This window comes from Amycolatopsis stemonae, from assembly GCF_054781455.1.
The window spans coordinates 101,757-119,497 of the sequence record NZ_BAAGUJ010000008.1 but is presented as its reverse complement, the minus strand read 5'-3'; the positions used below and the strand labels follow the sequence as shown (position 1 = coordinate 119,497).

25 protein-coding genes are annotated in these 17,741 nt (G+C 70.7%); 14 read left to right on the top strand and 11 right to left on the bottom strand.

Annotation, left to right across the window (positions count from 1 at the left end; translation table 11 throughout):
* Positions 1–293: 293 nt before the first annotated feature.
* A complete protein-coding gene (locus tag ACYVLJ_RS28035) occupies positions 294–1,022 on the top strand; it encodes a chitinase (protein WP_460440926.1) in 729 nt (242 codons plus the stop codon).
* Between the two features lie 57 nt (positions 1,023–1,079).
* Here the strand turns inward: ACYVLJ_RS28035 and ACYVLJ_RS28030 are convergent, their stop codons facing one another.
* On the bottom strand, positions 1,080–1,577 hold the full coding sequence (locus tag ACYVLJ_RS28030) for a MarR family winged helix-turn-helix transcriptional regulator (RefSeq protein ID WP_460440925.1): 498 nt from the start codon (positions 1,575–1,577) through the stop codon (positions 1,080–1,082).
* 81 nt (positions 1,578–1,658) lie between these two features.
* Between ACYVLJ_RS28030 and ACYVLJ_RS28025 the strand changes: the two genes are divergently transcribed.
* A complete protein-coding gene (locus ACYVLJ_RS28025) occupies positions 1,659–2,132 on the top strand; it encodes a cupin domain-containing protein (protein WP_460440924.1) in 474 nt (157 codons plus the stop codon).
* Here ACYVLJ_RS28025 and ACYVLJ_RS28020 read toward each other — a convergent pair.
* Positions 2,129–2,935, bottom strand: coding sequence for an exodeoxyribonuclease III (locus tag ACYVLJ_RS28020; RefSeq protein WP_451977820.1), 807 nt, complete (start codon positions 2,933–2,935; stop codon positions 2,129–2,131). The genes ACYVLJ_RS28025 and ACYVLJ_RS28020 overlap by 4 nt on opposite strands.
* 62 nt (positions 2,936–2,997) lie before the next feature.
* Between ACYVLJ_RS28020 and ACYVLJ_RS28015 the strand changes: the two genes are divergently transcribed.
* From ACYVLJ_RS28015 to ACYVLJ_RS28005, 3 genes are all read left to right on the top strand, one after another.
* Positions 2,998–3,756 (top strand): MBL fold metallo-hydrolase, encoded by a 759-nt coding sequence (locus tag ACYVLJ_RS28015; RefSeq protein ID WP_460440923.1) that lies wholly within the window; start codon positions 2,998–3,000, stop codon positions 3,754–3,756.
* Between the two features lie 411 nt (positions 3,757–4,167).
* The gene (locus ACYVLJ_RS28010; protein ID WP_451977826.1) at positions 4,168–4,743 is read left to right on the top strand and encodes a TetR/AcrR family transcriptional regulator; all 576 of its coding nucleotides are present in this window, start codon (positions 4,168–4,170) and stop codon (positions 4,741–4,743) included.
* Between the two features lie 79 nt (positions 4,744–4,822).
* The gene (locus ACYVLJ_RS28005) at positions 4,823–5,371 is read left to right on the top strand and encodes a permease (RefSeq protein ID WP_451977829.1); all 549 of its coding nucleotides are present in this window, start codon (positions 4,823–4,825) and stop codon (positions 5,369–5,371) included.
* Between the two features lie 6 nt (positions 5,372–5,377).
* On the opposite strand, the gene ACYVLJ_RS28000 is transcribed toward ACYVLJ_RS28005, so the two are convergent.
* Complete coding sequence (locus tag ACYVLJ_RS28000; RefSeq protein WP_451978171.1) at positions 5,378–5,674, bottom strand: SH3 domain-containing protein; 297 nt, start codon at positions 5,672–5,674, stop codon at positions 5,378–5,380.
* Between the two features lie 194 nt (positions 5,675–5,868).
* Positions 5,869–7,092 (bottom strand): NADP-dependent isocitrate dehydrogenase, encoded by a 1,224-nt coding sequence (locus tag ACYVLJ_RS27995; protein WP_451977832.1) that lies wholly within the window; start codon positions 7,090–7,092, stop codon positions 5,869–5,871.
* A 256-nt stretch (positions 7,093–7,348) separates the two neighbouring features.
* On the opposite strand from ACYVLJ_RS27995, the gene ACYVLJ_RS27990 reads away from it, so the two are divergent.
* From ACYVLJ_RS27990 to ACYVLJ_RS27975, 4 genes are read left to right on the top strand one after another with little or no spacing between them, the layout of a single operon-like run.
* A complete protein-coding gene (locus ACYVLJ_RS27990) occupies positions 7,349–7,858 on the top strand; it encodes a hypothetical protein (protein WP_451977835.1) in 510 nt (169 codons plus the stop codon).
* A gap of 25 nt (positions 7,859–7,883) precedes the next feature.
* A complete protein-coding gene (locus ACYVLJ_RS27985; protein ID WP_451977838.1) occupies positions 7,884–8,264 on the top strand; it encodes a DUF2203 domain-containing protein in 381 nt (126 codons plus the stop codon).
* 9 nt (positions 8,265–8,273) lie between these two features.
* On the top strand, positions 8,274–8,891 hold the full coding sequence (locus ACYVLJ_RS27980; protein ID WP_460440922.1) for a class I SAM-dependent methyltransferase: 618 nt from the start codon (positions 8,274–8,276) through the stop codon (positions 8,889–8,891).
* Positions 8,888–9,565 carry a hypothetical protein gene (locus tag ACYVLJ_RS27975; protein WP_460440921.1) on the top strand — a complete coding sequence of 226 codons (678 nt, stop codon included), beginning with the start codon at positions 8,888–8,890 and terminating at the stop codon, positions 9,563–9,565. The genes ACYVLJ_RS27980 and ACYVLJ_RS27975 overlap by 4 nt, the downstream gene beginning before the upstream one ends.
* Here the strand turns inward: ACYVLJ_RS27975 and ACYVLJ_RS27970 are convergent.
* Together ACYVLJ_RS27970 and ACYVLJ_RS27965 are read right to left on the bottom strand one after the other, a co-directional pair.
* A complete protein-coding gene (locus tag ACYVLJ_RS27970) occupies positions 9,555–10,043 on the bottom strand; it encodes a hypothetical protein (RefSeq protein WP_460440920.1) in 489 nt (162 codons plus the stop codon). The genes ACYVLJ_RS27975 and ACYVLJ_RS27970 overlap by 11 nt on opposite strands.
* A 135-nt stretch (positions 10,044–10,178) precedes the next feature.
* Positions 10,179–10,592, bottom strand: a complete 414-nt coding sequence (locus tag ACYVLJ_RS27965) for a DUF2000 family protein (RefSeq protein ID WP_460440919.1) — start codon at positions 10,590–10,592, stop codon at positions 10,179–10,181.
* A gap of 49 nt (positions 10,593–10,641) precedes the next feature.
* Between ACYVLJ_RS27965 and ACYVLJ_RS27960 the strand changes: the two genes are divergently transcribed.
* Both ACYVLJ_RS27960 and ACYVLJ_RS27955 read left to right on the top strand, forming a co-directional pair.
* Positions 10,642–11,436, top strand: a complete 795-nt coding sequence (locus ACYVLJ_RS27960; RefSeq protein ID WP_460440918.1) for a helix-turn-helix transcriptional regulator — start codon at positions 10,642–10,644, stop codon at positions 11,434–11,436.
* Between the two features lie 29 nt (positions 11,437–11,465).
* Complete coding sequence (locus tag ACYVLJ_RS27955; protein ID WP_451977852.1) at positions 11,466–12,047, top strand: HhH-GPD-type base excision DNA repair protein; 582 nt, start codon at positions 11,466–11,468, stop codon at positions 12,045–12,047.
* 18 nt (positions 12,048–12,065) lie between these two features.
* On the opposite strand, the gene ACYVLJ_RS27950 is transcribed toward ACYVLJ_RS27955, so the two are convergent.
* The gene (locus tag ACYVLJ_RS27950; protein WP_460440917.1) at positions 12,066–12,698 is read right to left on the bottom strand and encodes a spermidine synthase family protein; all 633 of its coding nucleotides are present in this window, start codon (positions 12,696–12,698) and stop codon (positions 12,066–12,068) included.
* A 12-nt stretch (positions 12,699–12,710) separates the two neighbouring features.
* A complete protein-coding gene (locus ACYVLJ_RS27945; protein ID WP_451977857.1) occupies positions 12,711–13,145 on the bottom strand; it encodes a TrmH family RNA methyltransferase in 435 nt (144 codons plus the stop codon).
* Between the two features lie 195 nt (positions 13,146–13,340).
* Between ACYVLJ_RS27945 and ACYVLJ_RS27940 the strand changes: the two genes are divergently transcribed.
* Entirely contained in the window at positions 13,341–13,529 is a 189-nt protein-coding gene (locus ACYVLJ_RS27940) for a DUF1918 domain-containing protein (RefSeq protein ID WP_451977860.1), read from the top strand.
* Here ACYVLJ_RS27940 and ACYVLJ_RS27935 read toward each other — a convergent pair.
* Positions 13,526–14,692: an MFS transporter gene (locus ACYVLJ_RS27935; protein ID WP_451977863.1), complete on the bottom strand. Its 1,167-nt coding sequence runs from the start codon at positions 14,690–14,692 to the stop codon at positions 13,526–13,528. The genes ACYVLJ_RS27940 and ACYVLJ_RS27935 overlap by 4 nt on opposite strands.
* A gap of 110 nt (positions 14,693–14,802) precedes the next feature.
* Between ACYVLJ_RS27935 and ACYVLJ_RS27930 the strand changes: the two genes are divergently transcribed.
* Complete coding sequence (locus tag ACYVLJ_RS27930; protein WP_451977865.1) at positions 14,803–15,126, top strand: ArsR/SmtB family transcription factor; 324 nt, start codon at positions 14,803–14,805, stop codon at positions 15,124–15,126.
* 202 nt (positions 15,127–15,328) lie between these two features.
* Positions 15,329–16,510 (top strand): MFS transporter, encoded by a 1,182-nt coding sequence (locus ACYVLJ_RS27925; RefSeq protein WP_451977867.1) that lies wholly within the window; start codon positions 15,329–15,331, stop codon positions 16,508–16,510.
* Here ACYVLJ_RS27925 and ACYVLJ_RS27920 read toward each other — a convergent pair.
* Both ACYVLJ_RS27920 and ACYVLJ_RS27915 read right to left on the bottom strand, forming a co-directional pair.
* Positions 16,507–16,830 (bottom strand): DUF3017 domain-containing protein, encoded by a 324-nt coding sequence (locus ACYVLJ_RS27920; protein WP_460440916.1) that lies wholly within the window; start codon positions 16,828–16,830, stop codon positions 16,507–16,509. The genes ACYVLJ_RS27925 and ACYVLJ_RS27920 overlap by 4 nt on opposite strands.
* Complete coding sequence (locus tag ACYVLJ_RS27915) at positions 16,830–17,684, bottom strand: bifunctional methylenetetrahydrofolate dehydrogenase/methenyltetrahydrofolate cyclohydrolase (protein WP_451977873.1); 855 nt, start codon at positions 17,682–17,684, stop codon at positions 16,830–16,832. The genes ACYVLJ_RS27920 and ACYVLJ_RS27915 overlap by 1 nt, the downstream gene beginning before the upstream one ends.
* Between the last annotated feature and the right edge of the window lie 57 nt (positions 17,685–17,741).

Here is a 17,741-nt window from a genome sequence, read left to right as displayed (position 1 = left end):
CGAGAACACGATCCGGGCACCCCCGCGGTTCACGTCGCCACCCGAGTGGGTGTTGCGGAAGGCGGAACGCTCATACCCAAAGTAGAGAGTGGCCGATCCTTGTCCGGTCGTTCATCACCCGTTCAACCCAATCGGCTCTCACCCTCTGCCATTTGCCGCAGTGCCCACTGCTCCGATCGCGCCCTCTTATTCGGAAAACTTTTCACACGATAGTGATTGGTCTATACCTCTTGGAGTAGCCCATTCGGCTCGGTCGGACCGCGCACGACCGGCGTGATCAAGAGGAGTCCCGAATGTCGATCCCCCGGTTCCTGAAGCGCGCCGGAGTGGCGGTGAGCGCGCTCGCCGCCGCGGCCGCGGCCATCGTCCTGCCCGGCACGACCGCGTCCGCCGCCCCCGACGCCTCGTTCGTCGTCAGCGAGGCCCAGTTCAACCAGATCTTCCCGGGCCGCAACAGCTTCTACACCTACAGCGGCCTCACCGACGCCCTGTCCGCGTACCCCGCCTTCGCGAACACCGGCGACGACACCGTGAAGAAGCAAGAAGCCGCCGCGTTCCTCGCGAACGTCGACCACGAAACCGGCGGGCTGGTCTACATCGTCGAGCAGAACACCGCGAACTACCCGCACTACTGCGACGCGAGCCAGTCCTACGGCTGCCCGGCCGGCCAGGCCGCCTACTACGGCCGTGGCCCGATCCAGCTGAGCTGGAACTTCAACTACAAGGCCGCGGGCGACAACCTCGGCATCGACCTGCTCAACAACCCTTACCTCGTCGAACAGGACGCGGCCGTCGCGTGGAAGACCGGCCTCTGGTACTGGAACACGCAGACCGGCCCGGGCACGATGACCCCGCACGACGCGATGGTGAACCAGCGCGGCTTCGGCGAGACCATCCGCAGCATCAACGGCTCGATCGAGTGCAACGGCGGCAACCCCGCCCAGGTCCAGAGCCGGATCGACAAGTACACCCAGATCACCGGGATCCTCGGCGTCCCGACGGGCGACAACCTTTCCTGCTGAGCCGGGCGCGGCGAGAAGGGCCTTCCCGGGTTCGCCCGGGGAGGCCCTTCTTCGCGCTCAAGGCGTGTCGAACGCGGCGAGGAGCTTGCGCAGGACGTCGTCGAGCAGGGCGATTTCCTTACCCCCCAAGGAAGACAGCAGCTCGGTGACGTTCGCCGTGTGCTCGGTCATCGCGGCGTCGACGGCCTCGAAACCCTTGTCGGTCAACCGGATCCGGAAGCTGCGCCGGTCGTTCGGGTCGAGCGCGCGCTCGACGAACCCGGCCTTCTCCAGCCGGTCGAGGCGGCTGGTCATGCCGGCGCGGGACATCATCAGCGTCGCGGACAGCTCGGACGGGATCAGCGTGTACGGCGACCCCGACCGGCGGAGCGCGGCCAGGACGTCGAACTCCCCGCGTTGCAGGCCGAACTTGCCGAACACGCGCTCCTGGGCCGGCCCGAGCACGAGGCTCAGCCGCCCGAGCCGGCCGGCCACACCGATGGCGGTCAGGTCGAGGTCGGGGCGTTCGCGTTGCCAGGCCGACACGACGGCGTCGACGGCGTCTTCGTCACTCACCGGCCCAGCTTATTCGATGCCAGCACTATTCGTCGCCTGATAGTTTGACAGCGAACTATCAGACGTGGAATCATCTCGGGCATGACGACCTTGCTGGTACGGCACGACGAAGCCGAGACGCTCGGCTCGACCCCCGACACCATGACCCTGCTCGCGGACGTGTCCCACACCGGCGGGCACCTGAGCGCGAACCGCGCGTCACTGGGCCGCGGGCGCGACGGCGCGACGCCGCACTTCCACACGTCCTCGGCGGAGATGTTCTTCGTGCTGGACGGCGAACTGGAAGTGCTGAACGGTGAAGGGATCGTGACGGTGCGCGCGGGCGACATGCTGTTCGTGCCGCCGCACAACAACCACGCGTTCGGGGCGACGTCGAGATCCGGCGCCGACGTGCTGATCGTGTTCACGCCCGGCGTCGAGCGCTTCGAGTACTTCCGGATGATCGACCGGATCCGGCGGGGCGAGGCGTCGCCGGCGGAGATCCTGGCGTCGCAGGACCGGTTCGACAACCACTTCGTGGACAGCGAGGTGTGGCGCGCCGCCCGCGCGGCCTAGATGTCGTAGGTGGCGGTGACCGGCGCGTGGTCGGACCACCGCCGGTCGTAGGAGTCGGCGCGCTCGACCACGACCTCGACGACCTTCTCGGCCAGGCCGGGCGTCGCGAGCTGGCAGTCGATGCGCCAGCCGGAGTCGTTGTCGAAGGCCTGGCCGCGGTAGGACCACCAGGTGTAGGGGCCGGGGCCTTCGGGGTCGAGGCGGCGCTGGACGTCCGTGTAGCCGGCTTCGGCGTAGACGCGACCGAGCCAGGCGCGTTCCTCGGGGAGGAAGCCGGAGTTCTTGCGGTTGCCGCGCCAGTTCTTGAGGTCGATGGTGTCGTAGGCGATGTTCCAGTCCCCCACGACGACGACTTCGCGCCCGGCCGCGGCGGCCTTCGCCCGGAGCTCGACGAGGTAGGGCAGGAACGCGGCCATGAAGCGTTCCTTTTCGTCCTGGCGTTCGGTGCCGACGTCCCCGCTGGGCAGGTAGAGGCTCGCGACGACGACGTTCGGCAGGTGCACTTCGAGGTACCGGCCGCTGTCTTCGAACTCGGGCTCGCCGAAGCCGACGCGGACTTCCTCGGGCTCGACCCGGCTGTAGACGGCGACGCCGTTGCGCCCCTTGGCGGCGGACGGCGCGTGCACCGCGAACCACCCCTCGGGCTCGACGACGTCCGCGGGAAGCTGCTCCGCCGTGGCGCGCACTTCCTGGCAGCAGACGACATCTGCCTTCGTGGCCGCGAGCCACTCGACGAAGCCCTTCTTGGCGGCGGCGCGGAGGCCGTTGACGTTCACGGTGGAGACGGTCAGCACGTCCTGCACGCTACCCGGCGAGGCGTCGCGCGTTGACCCGGGTGGCAGGCCCGCCGTGCCAGACTGCCGCCATGGACGAGAGTCGGCTGACCGTGCTCGGGAGTTGCGGTGCGTGGCCGGAACCCGGGCGGGCGTGCGCCGGATTCCTGTTGTCGCACAACGGCTTCCGCGTCGTCCTCGACCTCGGGTACGGCGCCGCCTCGCGGCTGTTCGCGCACAGCCGCGACCGGCTGCCGGACGCCGTCGTGGTGACGCACGAGCACCCGGACCACTGCGCCGACGTGAGCGCGCTCGGGCGGGCTTGGCACTACACGGTCCAGGCCGAGGCAACCGGCGAGCCGCCACGGCTGCCGATGTTCTGCACGCCCGGCACGGTCCATCGCCTCGAGGCGATGGAGCCGCGGCCGCACCCCGCGGAACTGTTCGACGTGCACGACATCGCCACACCGGCCGACCTCGGCCCGTTCCGCATGACGGCGTTCTCGTTGCCGCACTACGTGCCGAACTTCGGCGTGCGCCTCACCGCACCCGGGCTCACGGTGGTCTACACCGGCGACACGGGCCCCTCACCGGCCCTGGCCGACCTCGGCCGCGACGCGGACCTGGTCATCTGCGACGCCACCCTCCGCACCCCACCGGCGGAGGGGGAGCCTCGCTTCTTGATGACCGCGACCGAGGCCGGCGAGTGGGCCGCACGCGCCGGAGCACGCCGGTTGCTGTTGACCCACTTCTGGCCGGGCACCGACCGCGCCGCGGCCGCCGCGGAAGCCGCCGCCGAGTTCGGCGGGGAGGTGCTGGTTGCCGAGGAGGACCTCACGGTCGAACTCTGACGCGCGCGGAGGACCTCACGGTCGACCTCATGACGCGCGCGGAGGACCTTTCGGTCGACCTCATGACGCACGCGAGGACCTTTCGGTCGATCTCCGAACCGCGCGAGCGAAGTGAATCTCACCCCCGCGCTCGGACCCCCGTCCGAGCGCGGTCCCCAGGCGCGATCCCCCGGCAACCAGGATCCACCTGCCCGCGAGACTCCCCCTGGAGACCCCGCGGACACCGCCGCACCCCTGCCGCATTCAGTTGTCGCCCGGCCCCGGGCGGGCACCTCCTCTTCCGCGGCCCAACGCCGCCGACCTGCGAACTTCCACTGACCAAAGTTCTAGCACCCACCACCGACAAAAACGGCGCCTTGACGGCTCAGGCTACGGCAATTAGCTTTAAAGCTATGCACAGTAGCCAAGCAGATGTCACCTAGAGCGGGCCTGACCACCGAAGCGGTGGTCGACCTGGCCCTCACCCTCATCGACGAGGCCGGCCCGGAAACCCTGAGCCTCGCCAAGGTCGCCGAACGCGCCGGGGTTGCCGCGCCGTCGCTCTACAAGCACGTCAAGAACCTCGCCGACCTGCGGCGGCTCGTCGACCTGAGGGTCGTCCAGGAGATGGCTGAAGCACTCCGGGACGCCGCCACCGGAAGGGAAGGGGCGAAAGCCGTCGAAGCCGTGGCCGATGCCTACCGCGACTACCTGCGGCGGCACCCGCACCGCACCCGCGCGCTCGTCACCGCTCCTGACGAAGCCGATGCCGAACTGAGCAAGGCCACCCACGCCGTCGCGGAAGTCGTCTTCGCCGTGCTGCGGCCGTTCGGCTTCGACCACGTCCAAGCCGTGCACGCGACCCGGTGCCTGCGCGCGGCCGTCCAGGGCTTCGCCGGGCTCGAGGCGTCCGGCGGCTTCGGCCGGCCCGAGGACGTCGACCAGAGCTTCGAGGTCCTCAAATCCATGCTCGTCCAAGGTCTCACGAACTACGCGGAGCAACCATGAGTTTCATCATCGCCGTCCTGCTCTTCACCGTCGTGCTTGGCGTGCTCGACGCCCGTTTCCCCTGGACGGAGGCCCGCAGATGATCGCCGGGCACTTCGGGCTCGCCGCGGCCGTCAAGGCGGGACGGCCGGCCATTCCCGTGTGGACGCTCATGCTCGCCACCGCCTGGCTCGACGTCGTCTTCGTGCCCCTCTACCTGACCGGCGTCGAGACGGTCGACGGCGAGGGCTACGGCGGCGGCGTCATCCACGCCGACTACACGCACTCCCTCGTCGGCGCACTCGTGCTCGCCGCGCTCTTCGGCCTGGTCGCGAGCCACTGGCTCGGCCGCGAAGCCGGGCTCATCTTAAGCGGCGTCGTCTTCTCACATTGGCTGCTCGACCTCGTCGTGCACCGCGCCGACCTGCCGATCCTGCCCGGCAACGCCGGCGACCTGCCGACGTTCGGCTTCGGGCTCTGGCGGCTGCCCGCTGTCTCGGCCGTCGTCGAACTGCTCCTGCTGGCCGTCGGCATCGGCCTCTACTGGCGCGCCGCCGCGAAACGCGACCCGAAGCGCGCCCGCACGCTCGGCCTGTCGGCCGCGGCGTTCGGTGTCGTGACGCTCGCGGCCGACCTGATCGGGCTCTGAACGCGCTCAGCAGGTGGAGCCGGCGACCGGCTGGGTGAACGCCGCGGCGACCCACTTGTCGTCGGCCACCTTCCGGAAGCCGTTCTGCACGCCCGGCAGCGCGTCGAACTGGGCGTCCCGCAGGTACTTCCCGACGATCTTGGCGTTGCCGTCGGCCGTCTCGCGGGCGTTCAGGACGTCCGCGGTCACGGTCACCTTGCACCCGGTCGCCGAAGCTCCCGAGGCCTGCTTGTCGGTGTTCAACGCGTAGATGACGACGACCGCGATGACCGCACCGATGATGATCAGCGTCTTCTTCGACAACCCGAGCATGACGCCTTCCTCCAACCGCGAATCCCGTCCCGTGCCAAGGGTAGGCAATCCTTTACCCGGACGGACAGCGCCGGACGCAGCAACCACCCGGAGGCGCCAGCGGCGTCACTCCGTGGTGACACGGCGTGAACACGAAGAGGGCCCCTCCCCGGCGGAACTGGGAAGGGGCCCTCTTCGAAAGCGACTCAGCCCTGGGCGATCTTCTTCGCCAGGTTGTCGTCCAGCGTCGCGAGGAACTCCTCGGTCGTCTGCCACGGCTGGTCCTTGCTGATGAGCAGCGCGAGGTCCTTCGTCATCTGGCCGCTCTCGACGGTCTCGACGACGACCTGCTCCAGCTTGTTCGCGAAGCCGATCAGCTCCTGGTTGCCGTCCAGCTTGCCGCGGTGCTCGAGGCCGCGGGTCCAAGCGTAGATCGACGCGATCGGGTTGGTCGACGTCGGCTTGCCCTGCTGGTGCTGGCGGTAGTGCCGGGTGACCGTGCCGTGCGCGGCCTCGGCCTCGACGGTCTTGCCGTCCGGCGTGCGCAGCACCGACGTCATCAGGCCGAGCGAGCCGAAGCCCTGCGCGACCGTGTCGGACTGGACGTCACCGTCGTAGTTCTTGCACGCCCAGACGTAGCCGCCCTCCCACTTCATCGCCGCGGCGACCATGTCGTCGATCAGGCGGTGCTCGTAGGTGATGCCCTTGGCGTCGAAGTCGGCCTTGAACTCGTTCTGGAAGATCTCCTCGAACACGTCCTTGAACTGGCCGTCGTAGGCCTTGAGGATGGTGTTCTTGGTGGAGAGGTACACCGGGAGCTCGCGGTCGAGGCCGTACTGCAGCGAGGCGCGCGCGAAGTCCTCGATCGACTTCTTGAAGTTGTACATCCCCATGGCGACGCCGCCGCCCTCGGGGAACTGCGCGACCTGGAACTCCATCGGCTCGGAGCCGTCGTCCGGGGTGTAGCTGACGGTCAGCTTGCCCGGGCCGGGGACCTTGAAGTTGGTGGCGCGGTACTGGTCGCCGTGCGCGTGGCGGCCGATGATGATCGGCTTCGTCCACGTCGGGACCAGGCGCGGGATGTTCTGGATGACGATCGGCTCGCGGAAGATCACGCCGCCGAGGATGTTGCGGATCGTCCCGTTCGGGGACAGCCACATCTTCTTGAGGCCGAACTCCTCGACGCGCGCCTCGTCCGGGGTGATCGTGGCGCACTTGACGCCGACGCCGTGCTGCTTGATGGCGTTGGCGGCGTCGATGGTGACCTGGTCGTCGGTGCGGTCCCGCTCCTCGATACCCAGGTCGTAGTAGTCCAGGTTCACGTCCAGGTACGGGTGGATCAGCTTGTCCTTGATGAACTGCCAGATGATGCGGGTCATCTCATCGCCGTCGAGTTCGACGACGGTGCCCTGGACCTTGATCTTGGCCATGAGCAGCGGTGCTCCTTCCGCGGATCTTCGCGTTCTTCTTTAAGTCTTCGCCGGTAGCGGTACAAGCGTACTGCTTGACGGACCTGGATGGTTCAAGTAGTGGTCGGTATCAAGTCTCCACCCGCGCGTTGTGGCGAGCCTCACGGGGCGGTACCGCCGTTCGCCGGATCCGACCGCTCGCCGAGCGACCGTCGCGCGATGGGGTGAACCAGGGCACGATGCCACCCGTGAACTCATCATGCGGGAGGTGACGGCCTTGTCGACCCATCGGTACGCGGAGTACGAAGACGACTACGAGGACTACGACGACACCACGGACGTGCTGGACGAGCGGCCGCGCCGCGGTGTCGCCCACCTGGTCAGCGCGCTGGGAGGGCTCCTGCTCACACCGGTCGCGCTCGGCCTGCTGAGCTGGGGCGGCCTGCGCCAGCAGCAGCTGATCCAGGCGACGCTGAGCACCAACCGCGACCCGCTGGGCATCGCGCTGCTGGCCGGCGGGGCGATCCTGCTGCTGGTCGTCGCCGCGCTCGGCGCGCTGTCCGCGGTCGGCCCGATCCTGGGCGGGCTGATCTACGGCGTCCTGCCGGGCGTGGCCGCGATGGCCGTCCCGGAGTGGGGCTTCAAGCTGGTGAACCTGATGCCGAAGAGCGACATCGCGTACGGCGTCATGGACTTCCTGTTCATCGGCGGCCTGCTCGGCGTGGGCTTCCTGCTGGTCGGCAGCGGGCTGGCCAACGCGCTGGTGCGGCGGCGCCGGGAGGCCTGAGCGACGCCGGTGGGATCATCGCGCGATGGGTTTGTTCACCGTCGCGGAGGCACGCGACGAACTGGCGCGGCTGCGGCCGGTCCTCGACGAACTGGTCCGCGTCCGGGCCGACGCGGCCGAGCTGGCGGCGTCGCTGCGCCCCGGCGGGCGGGCCACGGAGCTGGGCGGGCTGCCCGAGTGGAAGGCCGCGCAGGCCCGGCTCGACGACCTGATGACGACGGTCCAGCACACCGGCGCGGAGCTGAAGGGGTTCGCGCCGCTACTGGTCGACTTCCCGGCCGAGCTCGACGGCGTCGACGTGCTGCTGTGCTGGCTGGAAGGCGACCCGGAGCTGGGCTGGTACCACCGCACCGACCTGGGGTTCGCGGGCCGCCGTCCCCTGAAATTCGCTGGTGAGCCCCACTAGGTTGGGTCCGTGGACCACGACTCGAGGGCAGCCCTCTTCGACAGCACGGCCGAGCACTACGACGAAGACGAATTTCACGCTTTGGTGGCCGACGCGCTGGTTTCACCACTCCCCTCCTCGCCGGGACTCGTCCTGGATGTCGCCACGGGGACGGGCTTCGCGGCGTACGCGGCATTGCAGCTGAAGCCGTCGCGCGTGCTGGCTGTCGACTTGTCGCCGGCGATGGTCGAGCGGGCCACGGCGAAGGCGGCTTCGCTCGACCCGGACGGGGTCATCGAGTGGCGGGTCGGGCCGGCGGTGCCGATGCCTTCACCGGACGCGTCGGCCGACGTGGTGCTGTGCGCGTCCTCGCTGCACTTCCTGGGCGCGGTCGCGTTCGCGGACTGGCTGCGCGTGCTCCGGCCGGGTGGGCGGCTGGCGTTTTCGGTGGTTTCGGGGTCGCGGTTCAAGCCGTCCGGCCCGTTCGCCGAGTTCGTGCCGACGGACCTGTCGTTCCCCCTGGACGAGGCCGGCGCGGGGGCCCTGGCCTCGGCGGCGGGCTTCGTGGAGGTGTCAGCCCGGACGTTCACCGCCGACGGCGGCGACCGGGTCCGCAGCGTCTTCCTGGTGCACGCCACGGCGCCGTGAGGCTGGACCGGTTCGCCGACGGCCACCTGACGGCGATCACCAGTGTCGGCGGCCGGGTCTCGGTGCTGCTCGAGGCGTACGCGGAGTACCGGCGGGTGCCGGGCGACGTTTCGGTGGTCGAGGTGTTCGAGCTGAGCGCCGATCAGGCCGAGCTGGAAATGGCCGAGCCGCCGGCTGCGGACCACACGATCGAAGAACCTTCATGGTGGGAGGACGGCGGGCGCACGACCGTCGAGTTCTTCGCCCCGCTACGGATCCGGGTCTCCGCCGCCGCCTTCGAGCTGAAGTCGCTGGGAATCGAGCGGCGGACCGTGCTTCCCAAGCCGTCCGCAAATGTTTGCACCCTCGCCATCGCCGAGATCCCGGCACTGGGTCCCGACGTCGTGTGGCGCACCTTGGGCGGCGAGGCGGGGGCGCCCGCCGATCCCGACGGCTGGTTCCTCCAGCGCCGGGACCGGCTGGCGTCCTCCACCACCGGCGTCTTCTGCACGACCTCCGCGGACCGCGTCACCTTCGAGCGCCGCGACGCCGACGACGACCTCTGGCGCGCGGTGCAGCTCCTCGGCGGCCACGCGAGCCGCGTGTGGTCCGGGAACTGCGTGTTCCAGCCCACCGACTGGGTCACCTGGTTGACGACAGGCCAGCTACCGCCGGTCGAGCGGCTCAGGCCGTGAAGTGGACCTCGCCGCGGGTGGCCGGGCCGTCCGGGGTGCCGCAGTGCTGGACGAACGTCGCGTCGACGCCCGTCGCGTCGAGGCGGTCGATCGTGAAGTCCGCGTAGTCGTCACCGCAGCCGAAGCCGCCCGTGACCGCCGAGAATCCCGGCGTGCTCAGCGCCGGGTCGCTCGGGCTGCGGTAGCGCGCGCCCGTGTACGTCCCGGTGTGCAGGGTCTCCCCCGCCGGGGCGCTCAACTCGATGCGGAGGTAGTCGAAGCCCGCGTCGACGTCGATCGTCAGCTTGCCGTCGCGCTGCCACACGGCGATCTCGTCGCCCGGCGACGCGTACTGGGCGCTGCCCCGCATCGGCCAAGCGCCGTCCTCCGAGGTGTAGCTCACCGTCCGCACCGGGTCCGCCGACGCGACCGACACGGGCGCCACGCCCAGGCCGGCCGCCGCCGTCAGGATCACGCACGCACGACGAAGTGAATTCACGGAACCCTCCCCAGTCCGAGCCGCTCTCCGCGGCGCTGCCGCCGATCATGGCAGCGAGCTCCGGCCCGGGAGGAGGTGTTTGCGCCGTTCGCCACGCTTTTCCCAGATGGGCAACCTGGACACCTCATGGGACGTCTATTTGTGGAGAGAAGCACCCTTGAGAATCTTGTCCACCGCGTTCTTCGGGCCGTGCACCGCCAGCCCGGCCAGCGCGAGCTTCTCCCCCGGCACCGCGCGGACCGCCGCCCGGTTGTCGACGTCGTTGCCCGTGTGGAACAGCTCGTCGGTGAAGATCGAGATGCGCAGGCCGCGGCCCAGCGCGCGGGTGTGCGCCGCCGTGAGGACGTCGCCCGGACCCGAGAAGACCAGCACCGGCTGGCCGAACATCGGCAGGTACTCCGTGTCGTCGGCGTCGCGGTAGGGCTCGCCCATCAGCTCCGGCGTCACGTGGGCGATCCCGCTCACCAGGAACGCGGTGACGTTGAGCCGCTGCCAGGACGCCAAGTCGTCGCGGAGCAGGACGGCGATCTTCGTGTCGAAGGAACTCATGGGCCCAGACTCGCCCGTCGGGGACCCGCGCGTCTTGTACGTTCTTGACATGGCCCACGTGGAAGCTTGGCGGCCGGCGGTCCCGGGGATCGCCGAGGTCTTCCACGCCCGCTTCACCACCCACGCCTACCCGCCGCACACGCACGACACGTGGACGCTGCTGATCGTCGACGACGGCGTCATCCGCTACGACCTCGACCGCCACCACCACGGCGCGCTCGGCCCGGCCGTGACGCTGCTGCCGCCGAACGTCGCGCACGACGGGCGCGCCGCGACCAGCCACGGCTTCCGCAAGCGCGTGCTCTACCTCGAGACGTCGGTGCTGGGCGAGGACCTCGTCGGCGCGGCCGTCGACCGGCCGAGCGTCGCCGACGGGCTGCTGCGCACGCGGATCCACCAGCTGCACGAGTCCCTCGCCCACCCCGGCGACGCGCTGGAGGCCGAAAGCCGGCTGGTGCTGGTCGCCGAGCGGCTGCACACCCACCTGGGCAGGCCCGCCCGCCACGAGCCGAAACGCGGTCTCGCCGACGACCTGCGCGACCTCCTCGACGCGAAGCTGCCCGAAGCGCTGACGCTCGCCGAAGCCGCCGAGACGCTCGGAGCGCACCCGGCGTACCTCGTGCGCTCTTTCGGCGCGCGGTTCGGCCTGCCGCCGCACCGCTACCTGACCGGCCGCCGCGTCGACCGCGCCCGCCGGCTGCTGCTCGCCGGGGCACCGGCCGCCGACGTCGCCGCCGTCACCGGGTTCACCGACCAGGCGCACCTGACGCGGCACTTCAAGCGGTACCTGGGCACGACCCCGTCGAGGTACCGGAAACCCCGTGACGGGCAAGAGCGCACGTAAGAAGAGGTCTCTTGTGTCAAGATGACGACATGCTGCGCGAACTGCACCTGACCGGCGACCCGGCCGCCGACAAGCTGCTCAACGACGACCCGTTCGCCCTGCTCGTCGGCATGCTCCTCGACCAGCAGTACCCGATGGAGCACGCGTTCGCCGGCCCGCGGAAGATCGCCGACCGGATGGACGGGTTCGAGCTGGCGAAGATCGCCGCGACCGACCTCGACACGTTCGTCGAGATGTGCGTGGTCCCGCCGGCGATCCACCGCTACGGCGGTTCGATGGCCCGCCGCGTCCACGCGCTGGCCGAGCACATCATCGAGAACTACGACGGCCGCACGGAGGGCATCTGGCTCGACGGGCGCCCCAAGCCCGACGGCCCGACGGTCCTGAAGCGCCTGCGCGCTCTGCCCGGCTTCGGGGAGCAGAAGGCCAAGATCTTCCTGGCGCTGCTGGGCAAGCAGCGCGGGGTCACGCCCAAGGGCTGGCGTGAGGCAGCGGGCGCGTACGGCGACCGCGGGTCGCGCCGGTCGATCGCCGACGTCACCAGCGCCGAATCCCTTGCCCAGGTCCGGGCGTTCAAGAAGGCCGCCAAGGCCGCCCCGGCGGCGGGCTGACGCACCAGGAACGCAGGGCTACCGCGTCGCGAACCACAACACGTCCGGTTCGCCGCGGGGGACCTCCACCGGCACCTCGCGGACGTCGGCGAAGTGCTCCCGTAGACGCGCGGCGAACGCCGGGGCCGTGGCCGCGCTCCACACCGCCAGCACGCCGCCCGGGTTCAGCACCTCACGCAATCGCGCCAGGCCGGCGTCGGAGTACAACGCGGTGTTGTCCTCCGTGACCGTCCACTCAGGACCGTTGTCGATGTCCAGGCACAGCGCGTCGAACCGCGCCGAGGTCCCGGCGAGCCACGAGACGAGGTCCGCCTCCACCACCGTGACCCGGGGATCGGCGAGGGCGTCGCCGTGGACCGTCCGAAGTGGACCCGAGCGGTTCCAGGCGATCACCGCCGGCTCCCGTTCCACCACCACGACCGAAGCCGCGCCGGCGTCGAGGGCCGCGCGCAGCGAAAAGCCGACGCCGAGGCCGCCGATCAGCACGCTCGCCCCCGGCGACAGGGCGCCCGTCACCAGGAGGCGCTCGGACTCGCCGTTGCGGGTGTCCATCAGGAACACGCCGTTCTCGATCACTTCGAACGCTTCGCCGTCGCGCCGCAGCACCAGTTCGCCGCCGCGGCCCGCGACCGTCTCCACCACCTCGGCCACCCGTCGACCTTCTCACAGCAGGCCGGCGAGCTTGTACAGCACCAGACTCCCCGCCACCGCGACGTTCAGGCTCGCGCCGTGGCCCACCATCGGGATTTCGACGACGGTGTCGAGGAAGTCGAGCGCTTCCGGCGGGATGCCGGTCCGCTCGTGGCCGAGCACGGCGATCGTGCGGCCGCGGGCGGCCGGGAGGTCCGCCAGCCGCACCGCCTCCTCGGCCAGCTCGACGCCGACGACCGCGGTGCCGGCGGCTCGTTCCCGTGCCAGCCAGGCCGGCGGGTCGTGCACCCAGTGCACGCATGCCGGGCGCCGCAACGTGTTCCCGCGGCGCAGCGCCTCCGGCACCCACGGGAACCGCGGTACGGCCAGGCACGCGCCGACCGCGTCACAAGTGCGCAGGAGGGTGCCGAGGTTCGCGCCGTGCATCGGCCAGAGCGGGGCGGCCACGAGGTGACCCCAACAGGGATGTGGCTGGGTTCGCCGGGACTTCCGCAGCTCGCGGGGCGTGCGGACCCGGATGGCGGGGCTCACCGGCGCCGAGGCGCGGCGCCTCCGTTTTCGTCGATCATGCCCTCGATTCTAACCCGTTCGCCGGGACCGCAGACCGGTTCGCGCTCCTACCCTGGACACGGAGGTGAAGCCATGTACGCAGGAGTAGGAGACGAAATCCAGGTACACGGCCGTACCGTCGGGTCGGCCGAGCAGCGCGGCGAGATCCTCGAAGTCCGCGGGCCCGACGGCGCCCCGCCCTACCTGGTGCGGTTCGCCGACGGGCATGAAGGACTCGTCTACCCCGGGCCCGACTGCGAAGTCCAGGCCCACGCCGACTAAGCGGCGACCGGCTCGCGGACCCGGCCCCACGCGGCCCCGACGAGCACCAGCGCGACCAGGGTCAGCGCGGCCGCGACCTCGGGCAGCACCAGCGGGCCGCCCGAGTCGAGCACCGCGCCCCCGACGACGCCCGACAAGCCGACACCGAGGTAGATCGCCGACGCGTTGAGCGACAGCACCAGACCCGCGTGGCCCGGAGCCAGCTCGATCAGGCGGTGCTGCACCGGCGGGCTGAACGACCACGTCGCCACGCCCCACACGAACAGCGCGACGCCCGCCACGACCGGCGTCGTCGTCGCGATCGGCAGCAGCGCCAGCACGACCGTGATCCCGGCCGTCACGACGAGCAGCGGCGCGCGCGAACCCCAGCGGTCGGCCGCCCGGCCGCCGGCGAAGTTGCCGACCGCGCCGCCGACGCCGTAGCAGAAGAGCAGCACCGTGACCGCCGTGCCGTGCAGGCCCGCGGTCGCGGCCAGCAGCGGTGACACGAACGTGTAGACCATGAACGCGGCGAGGCACCCGAGGACCGTGACGGCCAGCATGACGAGGACGCGCGGGTCGCGGCCCGCGGCGAACCGCTCGGAGAGGCGCACTCGCGGCGGCGCGGCGACCGGCGGCAGCGCCATCCGCACGGCCAGGGCGCTCGCCAGCGAGAACGCCGCGACCAGCGCGAACGCCGCCCGGTAGCCGAGGTGCTGCGAGATCAGGCTGCCCAGCGGGACGCCGAAGATGAGCGCGACGGTCAGGCCGCCGAACACGAGCGCGATCGCGCGGCCCCGGCGTTCCGGGCCGGTCAGCTGGGCCGCCACGGCACTCGCCGCCGGGGTGAACACCGCGGCGCCGATCGCGGTCACCACCCGGGCCACCAGGAGCGTGCCGTAGCCGGGCGCGAGGGCCGCGAAGAGGTTGCCGGCGGCGGTGACGGCGAGGGCGGCGACCAGCAGCGTCCGGCGTTCCCAGGTGCCGGTGACGGCGGCGAAGAGCGGCGAGCCGACCGCGTACGCGATGGCGAAGGCGGTGACGAGCTGCGCCGCGGCCGTGGCCGAGACGTGCAGCTCGCCGGTCAGCGCGGGCAGGAGCCCGGCGACGATGTAGCCGCTGGTCCCGACGCCGAACGCGCCGAAGGCGAGGACGGAGATCCTCGACGACGTGGGTGTGGACATGGGTGGGTCCCCCAAAGCAGGAGCAGGGCTTGGTTCGACGAACGTCGTAGTTCGACGATCACCGTACTACGCGGCCCCGACAATTTCGACCGGCGTCGTACAATGGCCCCATGGCCAAGCCCGCGACCCTGCCGCCGCTCGTGCACCCCGAGCGGGACGAGATCACCGTCGAAGGCGTGCTCCGCGCCCTGGCGGACCCGGTGCGGCTGGCGATCGTGCGCCAGCTCGCGGCCGCGGACCACGAGATCGCGTGCGGCGGGCTGACCGTGCCGGTGACGAAGTCCACAATCACCCACCACCTGAGCATCCTGCGCCAGGCCGGCGTCGTGGCCGGCCGCCAGGAGGGGACCACCCGGTTCAACTCGTTGCGCCGCAACGATCTCGACGCGCTGTTCCCGGGGCTTTTGGCAGGCGTGCTCGCCGCTCCCCGCTGATTACGTCGTTACGGTGTGGATCGTCACCCGAATACCCGGATGACAACGACCCCCTCCGTCGGTTGGACTGTCGGTGGGCAGCTCACGGCGCTGGGGCCGGATGGCTGTCTTCCTTTTTGAAACTTCACTGAACCGATCCAGTGACCCTGACCACGAGATCGGCCAAGTAATCGATTTCCCGCACAACCCTGGAAGGAGTGCCGTGCCCGTCGCGCTGCTCGCGCTCGCCATCGGAGCTTTCGGCATCGGGACCACCGAGTTCGTCATGATGGGCGTGCTGCCCCAGGCGGCCGCCGACTTCGGCGTCGACATCCCGACCGCCGGCTACCTGATCTCCGCCTACGCCCTCGGCGTCGTCGTCGGCGCCCCGCTGCTCACCGCGGTCGCCGTCCGGCTGCCGCGCAAGACCATGCTGCTGGCCATGATGGGCCTGTTCACGCTGGGCAACGGCCTGTTCGCGCTCTCGCCCAACCACGAGTTCGGCGTCGCGTTCCGGTTCCTCGCCGGGCTGCCCCACGGTGCGTTCTTCGGCGCCGGCGCGGTGGTCGCGTCCAGTCTGGTCGGCCCCGGCCAGCGCGCGAAGGCCGTGTCGATGATGTTCCTCGGCCTGACCCTGGCGAACGTCATCGGCGTGCCGCTGGGCACATTGCTCGGCCAGCAGGTCGGCTGGCGCGCCACCTTCGGCGTCGTCGCCGTGATCGGCCTGGTCGCCGCGGCGGCCATCTGGAGGCTGGTGCCCCACCAGGGCAAGCCCGCCGACGCGTCGCTGCGGGGTGAACTGGGCGCGTTCAAGCGGCCGCAGGTGCACCTGGCGCTGGCGATCGTCACGTTCGGGCTGGGTGGCGTGTTCGCCTGCCTGTCCTACATCACGCCGATGCTGACCGACGTCGCCGGCTACTCGCCGTCGAACGTCACGCTGCTGCTGTCCCTGGCCGGGGTCGGCATGACGATCGGCAACCTGCTCGGCGGCCGCCTGGCCGACCGCGCGCTCATGCCGGGCCTGTACGCGGCGCTGCTGTCCCTGGCGTGCGTGCTCGGGATCTTCACGATCACCGCGCAGGGCAAGGTCGGCGCGGCGATCACGATCTTCTTCGTCGGTGTCGCCGGGTTCATGATCGGCCCGATGATGCAGGCGCGGATCATGGAGAAGGCGGGCGGCACACCGTCCCTGGTGTCGGCCGCCGTCCAGTCCGCGTTCAACATCGCGAACTCGATCGGCGCCTACCTCGGCGGCCTGGTCATCGCGGGCGGCCTCGGCCTGGTCGCCCCGAACTGGGTCGGCGCGCTGCTGGCCGTGTTCGGGCTGAGCCTGGCCATCGTCTCCGGCACGCTCGACCGCCGCGAAGCCCGCGCCGACAAGCGCGAGCTGGCGATGGCGTCCTAGCTCGGGCTGAACGGGCCGCCGATGATCGTCAGGGCCACGTACAGCACGGCTGCCGCGAGGCCGGCGTAGGTCACGACGTCCACGACCTTGCCGCGGATCGCGAGCAGGCCCGCCCTGGCGGTCGGCAGCACCGCCCGCAGCACCCCGGCGAGGAGGAGCGCGGCGCCGATCAGCGCCGCGCCCTCCCGCCAGTGGTACTGCACGATCCGCAGGGCCGCCACGGCCACCACCAGCAGCACCACCGCGAACGGGAGCTGGGTGAACCGGGCCTGCCCGCGCCGGCGGTCGGACGTGTCCCGCCGGTCTTCCGTCATCGTCATCAGCCTTGGACCGAGCGCTCGGCCGCTTCGACCACGTTGCTGACCAGCATCGCCCGGGTCATCGGCCCGACCCCGCCCGGGTTGGGCGAGATCCACCCCGCCACCTCGGCCACGTCCGGGTGAACATCGCCGGTGAGCTTGCCGTCCACGTGGGACACGCCGACGTCCAGCACCGCCGCCCCCGGGGCGACCATGTCCGGCGTGATGATCCCCGGCACGCCCGCCGCCGCGACCACGATGTCGGCGCGCCGCACCTCGGCGGCCAGGTCGCGGGTGCCGGTGTGGCAGAGCGTGACGGTCGAGTTCTCGCTGCGGCGGGTCAGCAGCAGGCCCAGCGTCCGGCCGACGGTGATCCCGCGGCCCACGACCGTGACGCGCGCGCCGTTCAGCTCGACGCCGTGGCGCTTGAGCAGCTCGATGATCCCGTACGGCGTGCAGGGCAGGGCGCCCTGCTGGCCGAGGACCAGGCGGCCGAGGCTGACCGGGGCGAGGCCGTCGGCGTCCTTCTCCGGGTCGATGCGCTCGAGCACGCGGTTCGCGTCGAGGTGCTTCGGCAGCGGCAGCTGGACGATGTAGCCGTGGCAGGCCGGGTCGGCGTTCAGCTCGTCGATGACGGCTTCGAGCTTCTCCTGGGTGATGTCGGCCGGCAGGTCGCGGCGGATCGAGTTGATCCCGATCTTGCCGCTGTCGGCGTGCTTCATCCGCACGTACGAGTGCGAACCGGGGTCGTCGCCGACCAGGACGGTGCCCAGGCCCGGCGTCACCCCCTTCGCGGCCAGCGCCGCGACGCGCGGCTCGAGCTCCGCGAATATGGCGTTCTTGGTGGCCTTGCCGTCGAGAATCTTCGCCGTCACGCGCCCCATTCTGGCAAAGGGAGCCCCGCGCGTCGCTCCTGGCTCAGCCGGGCGCGG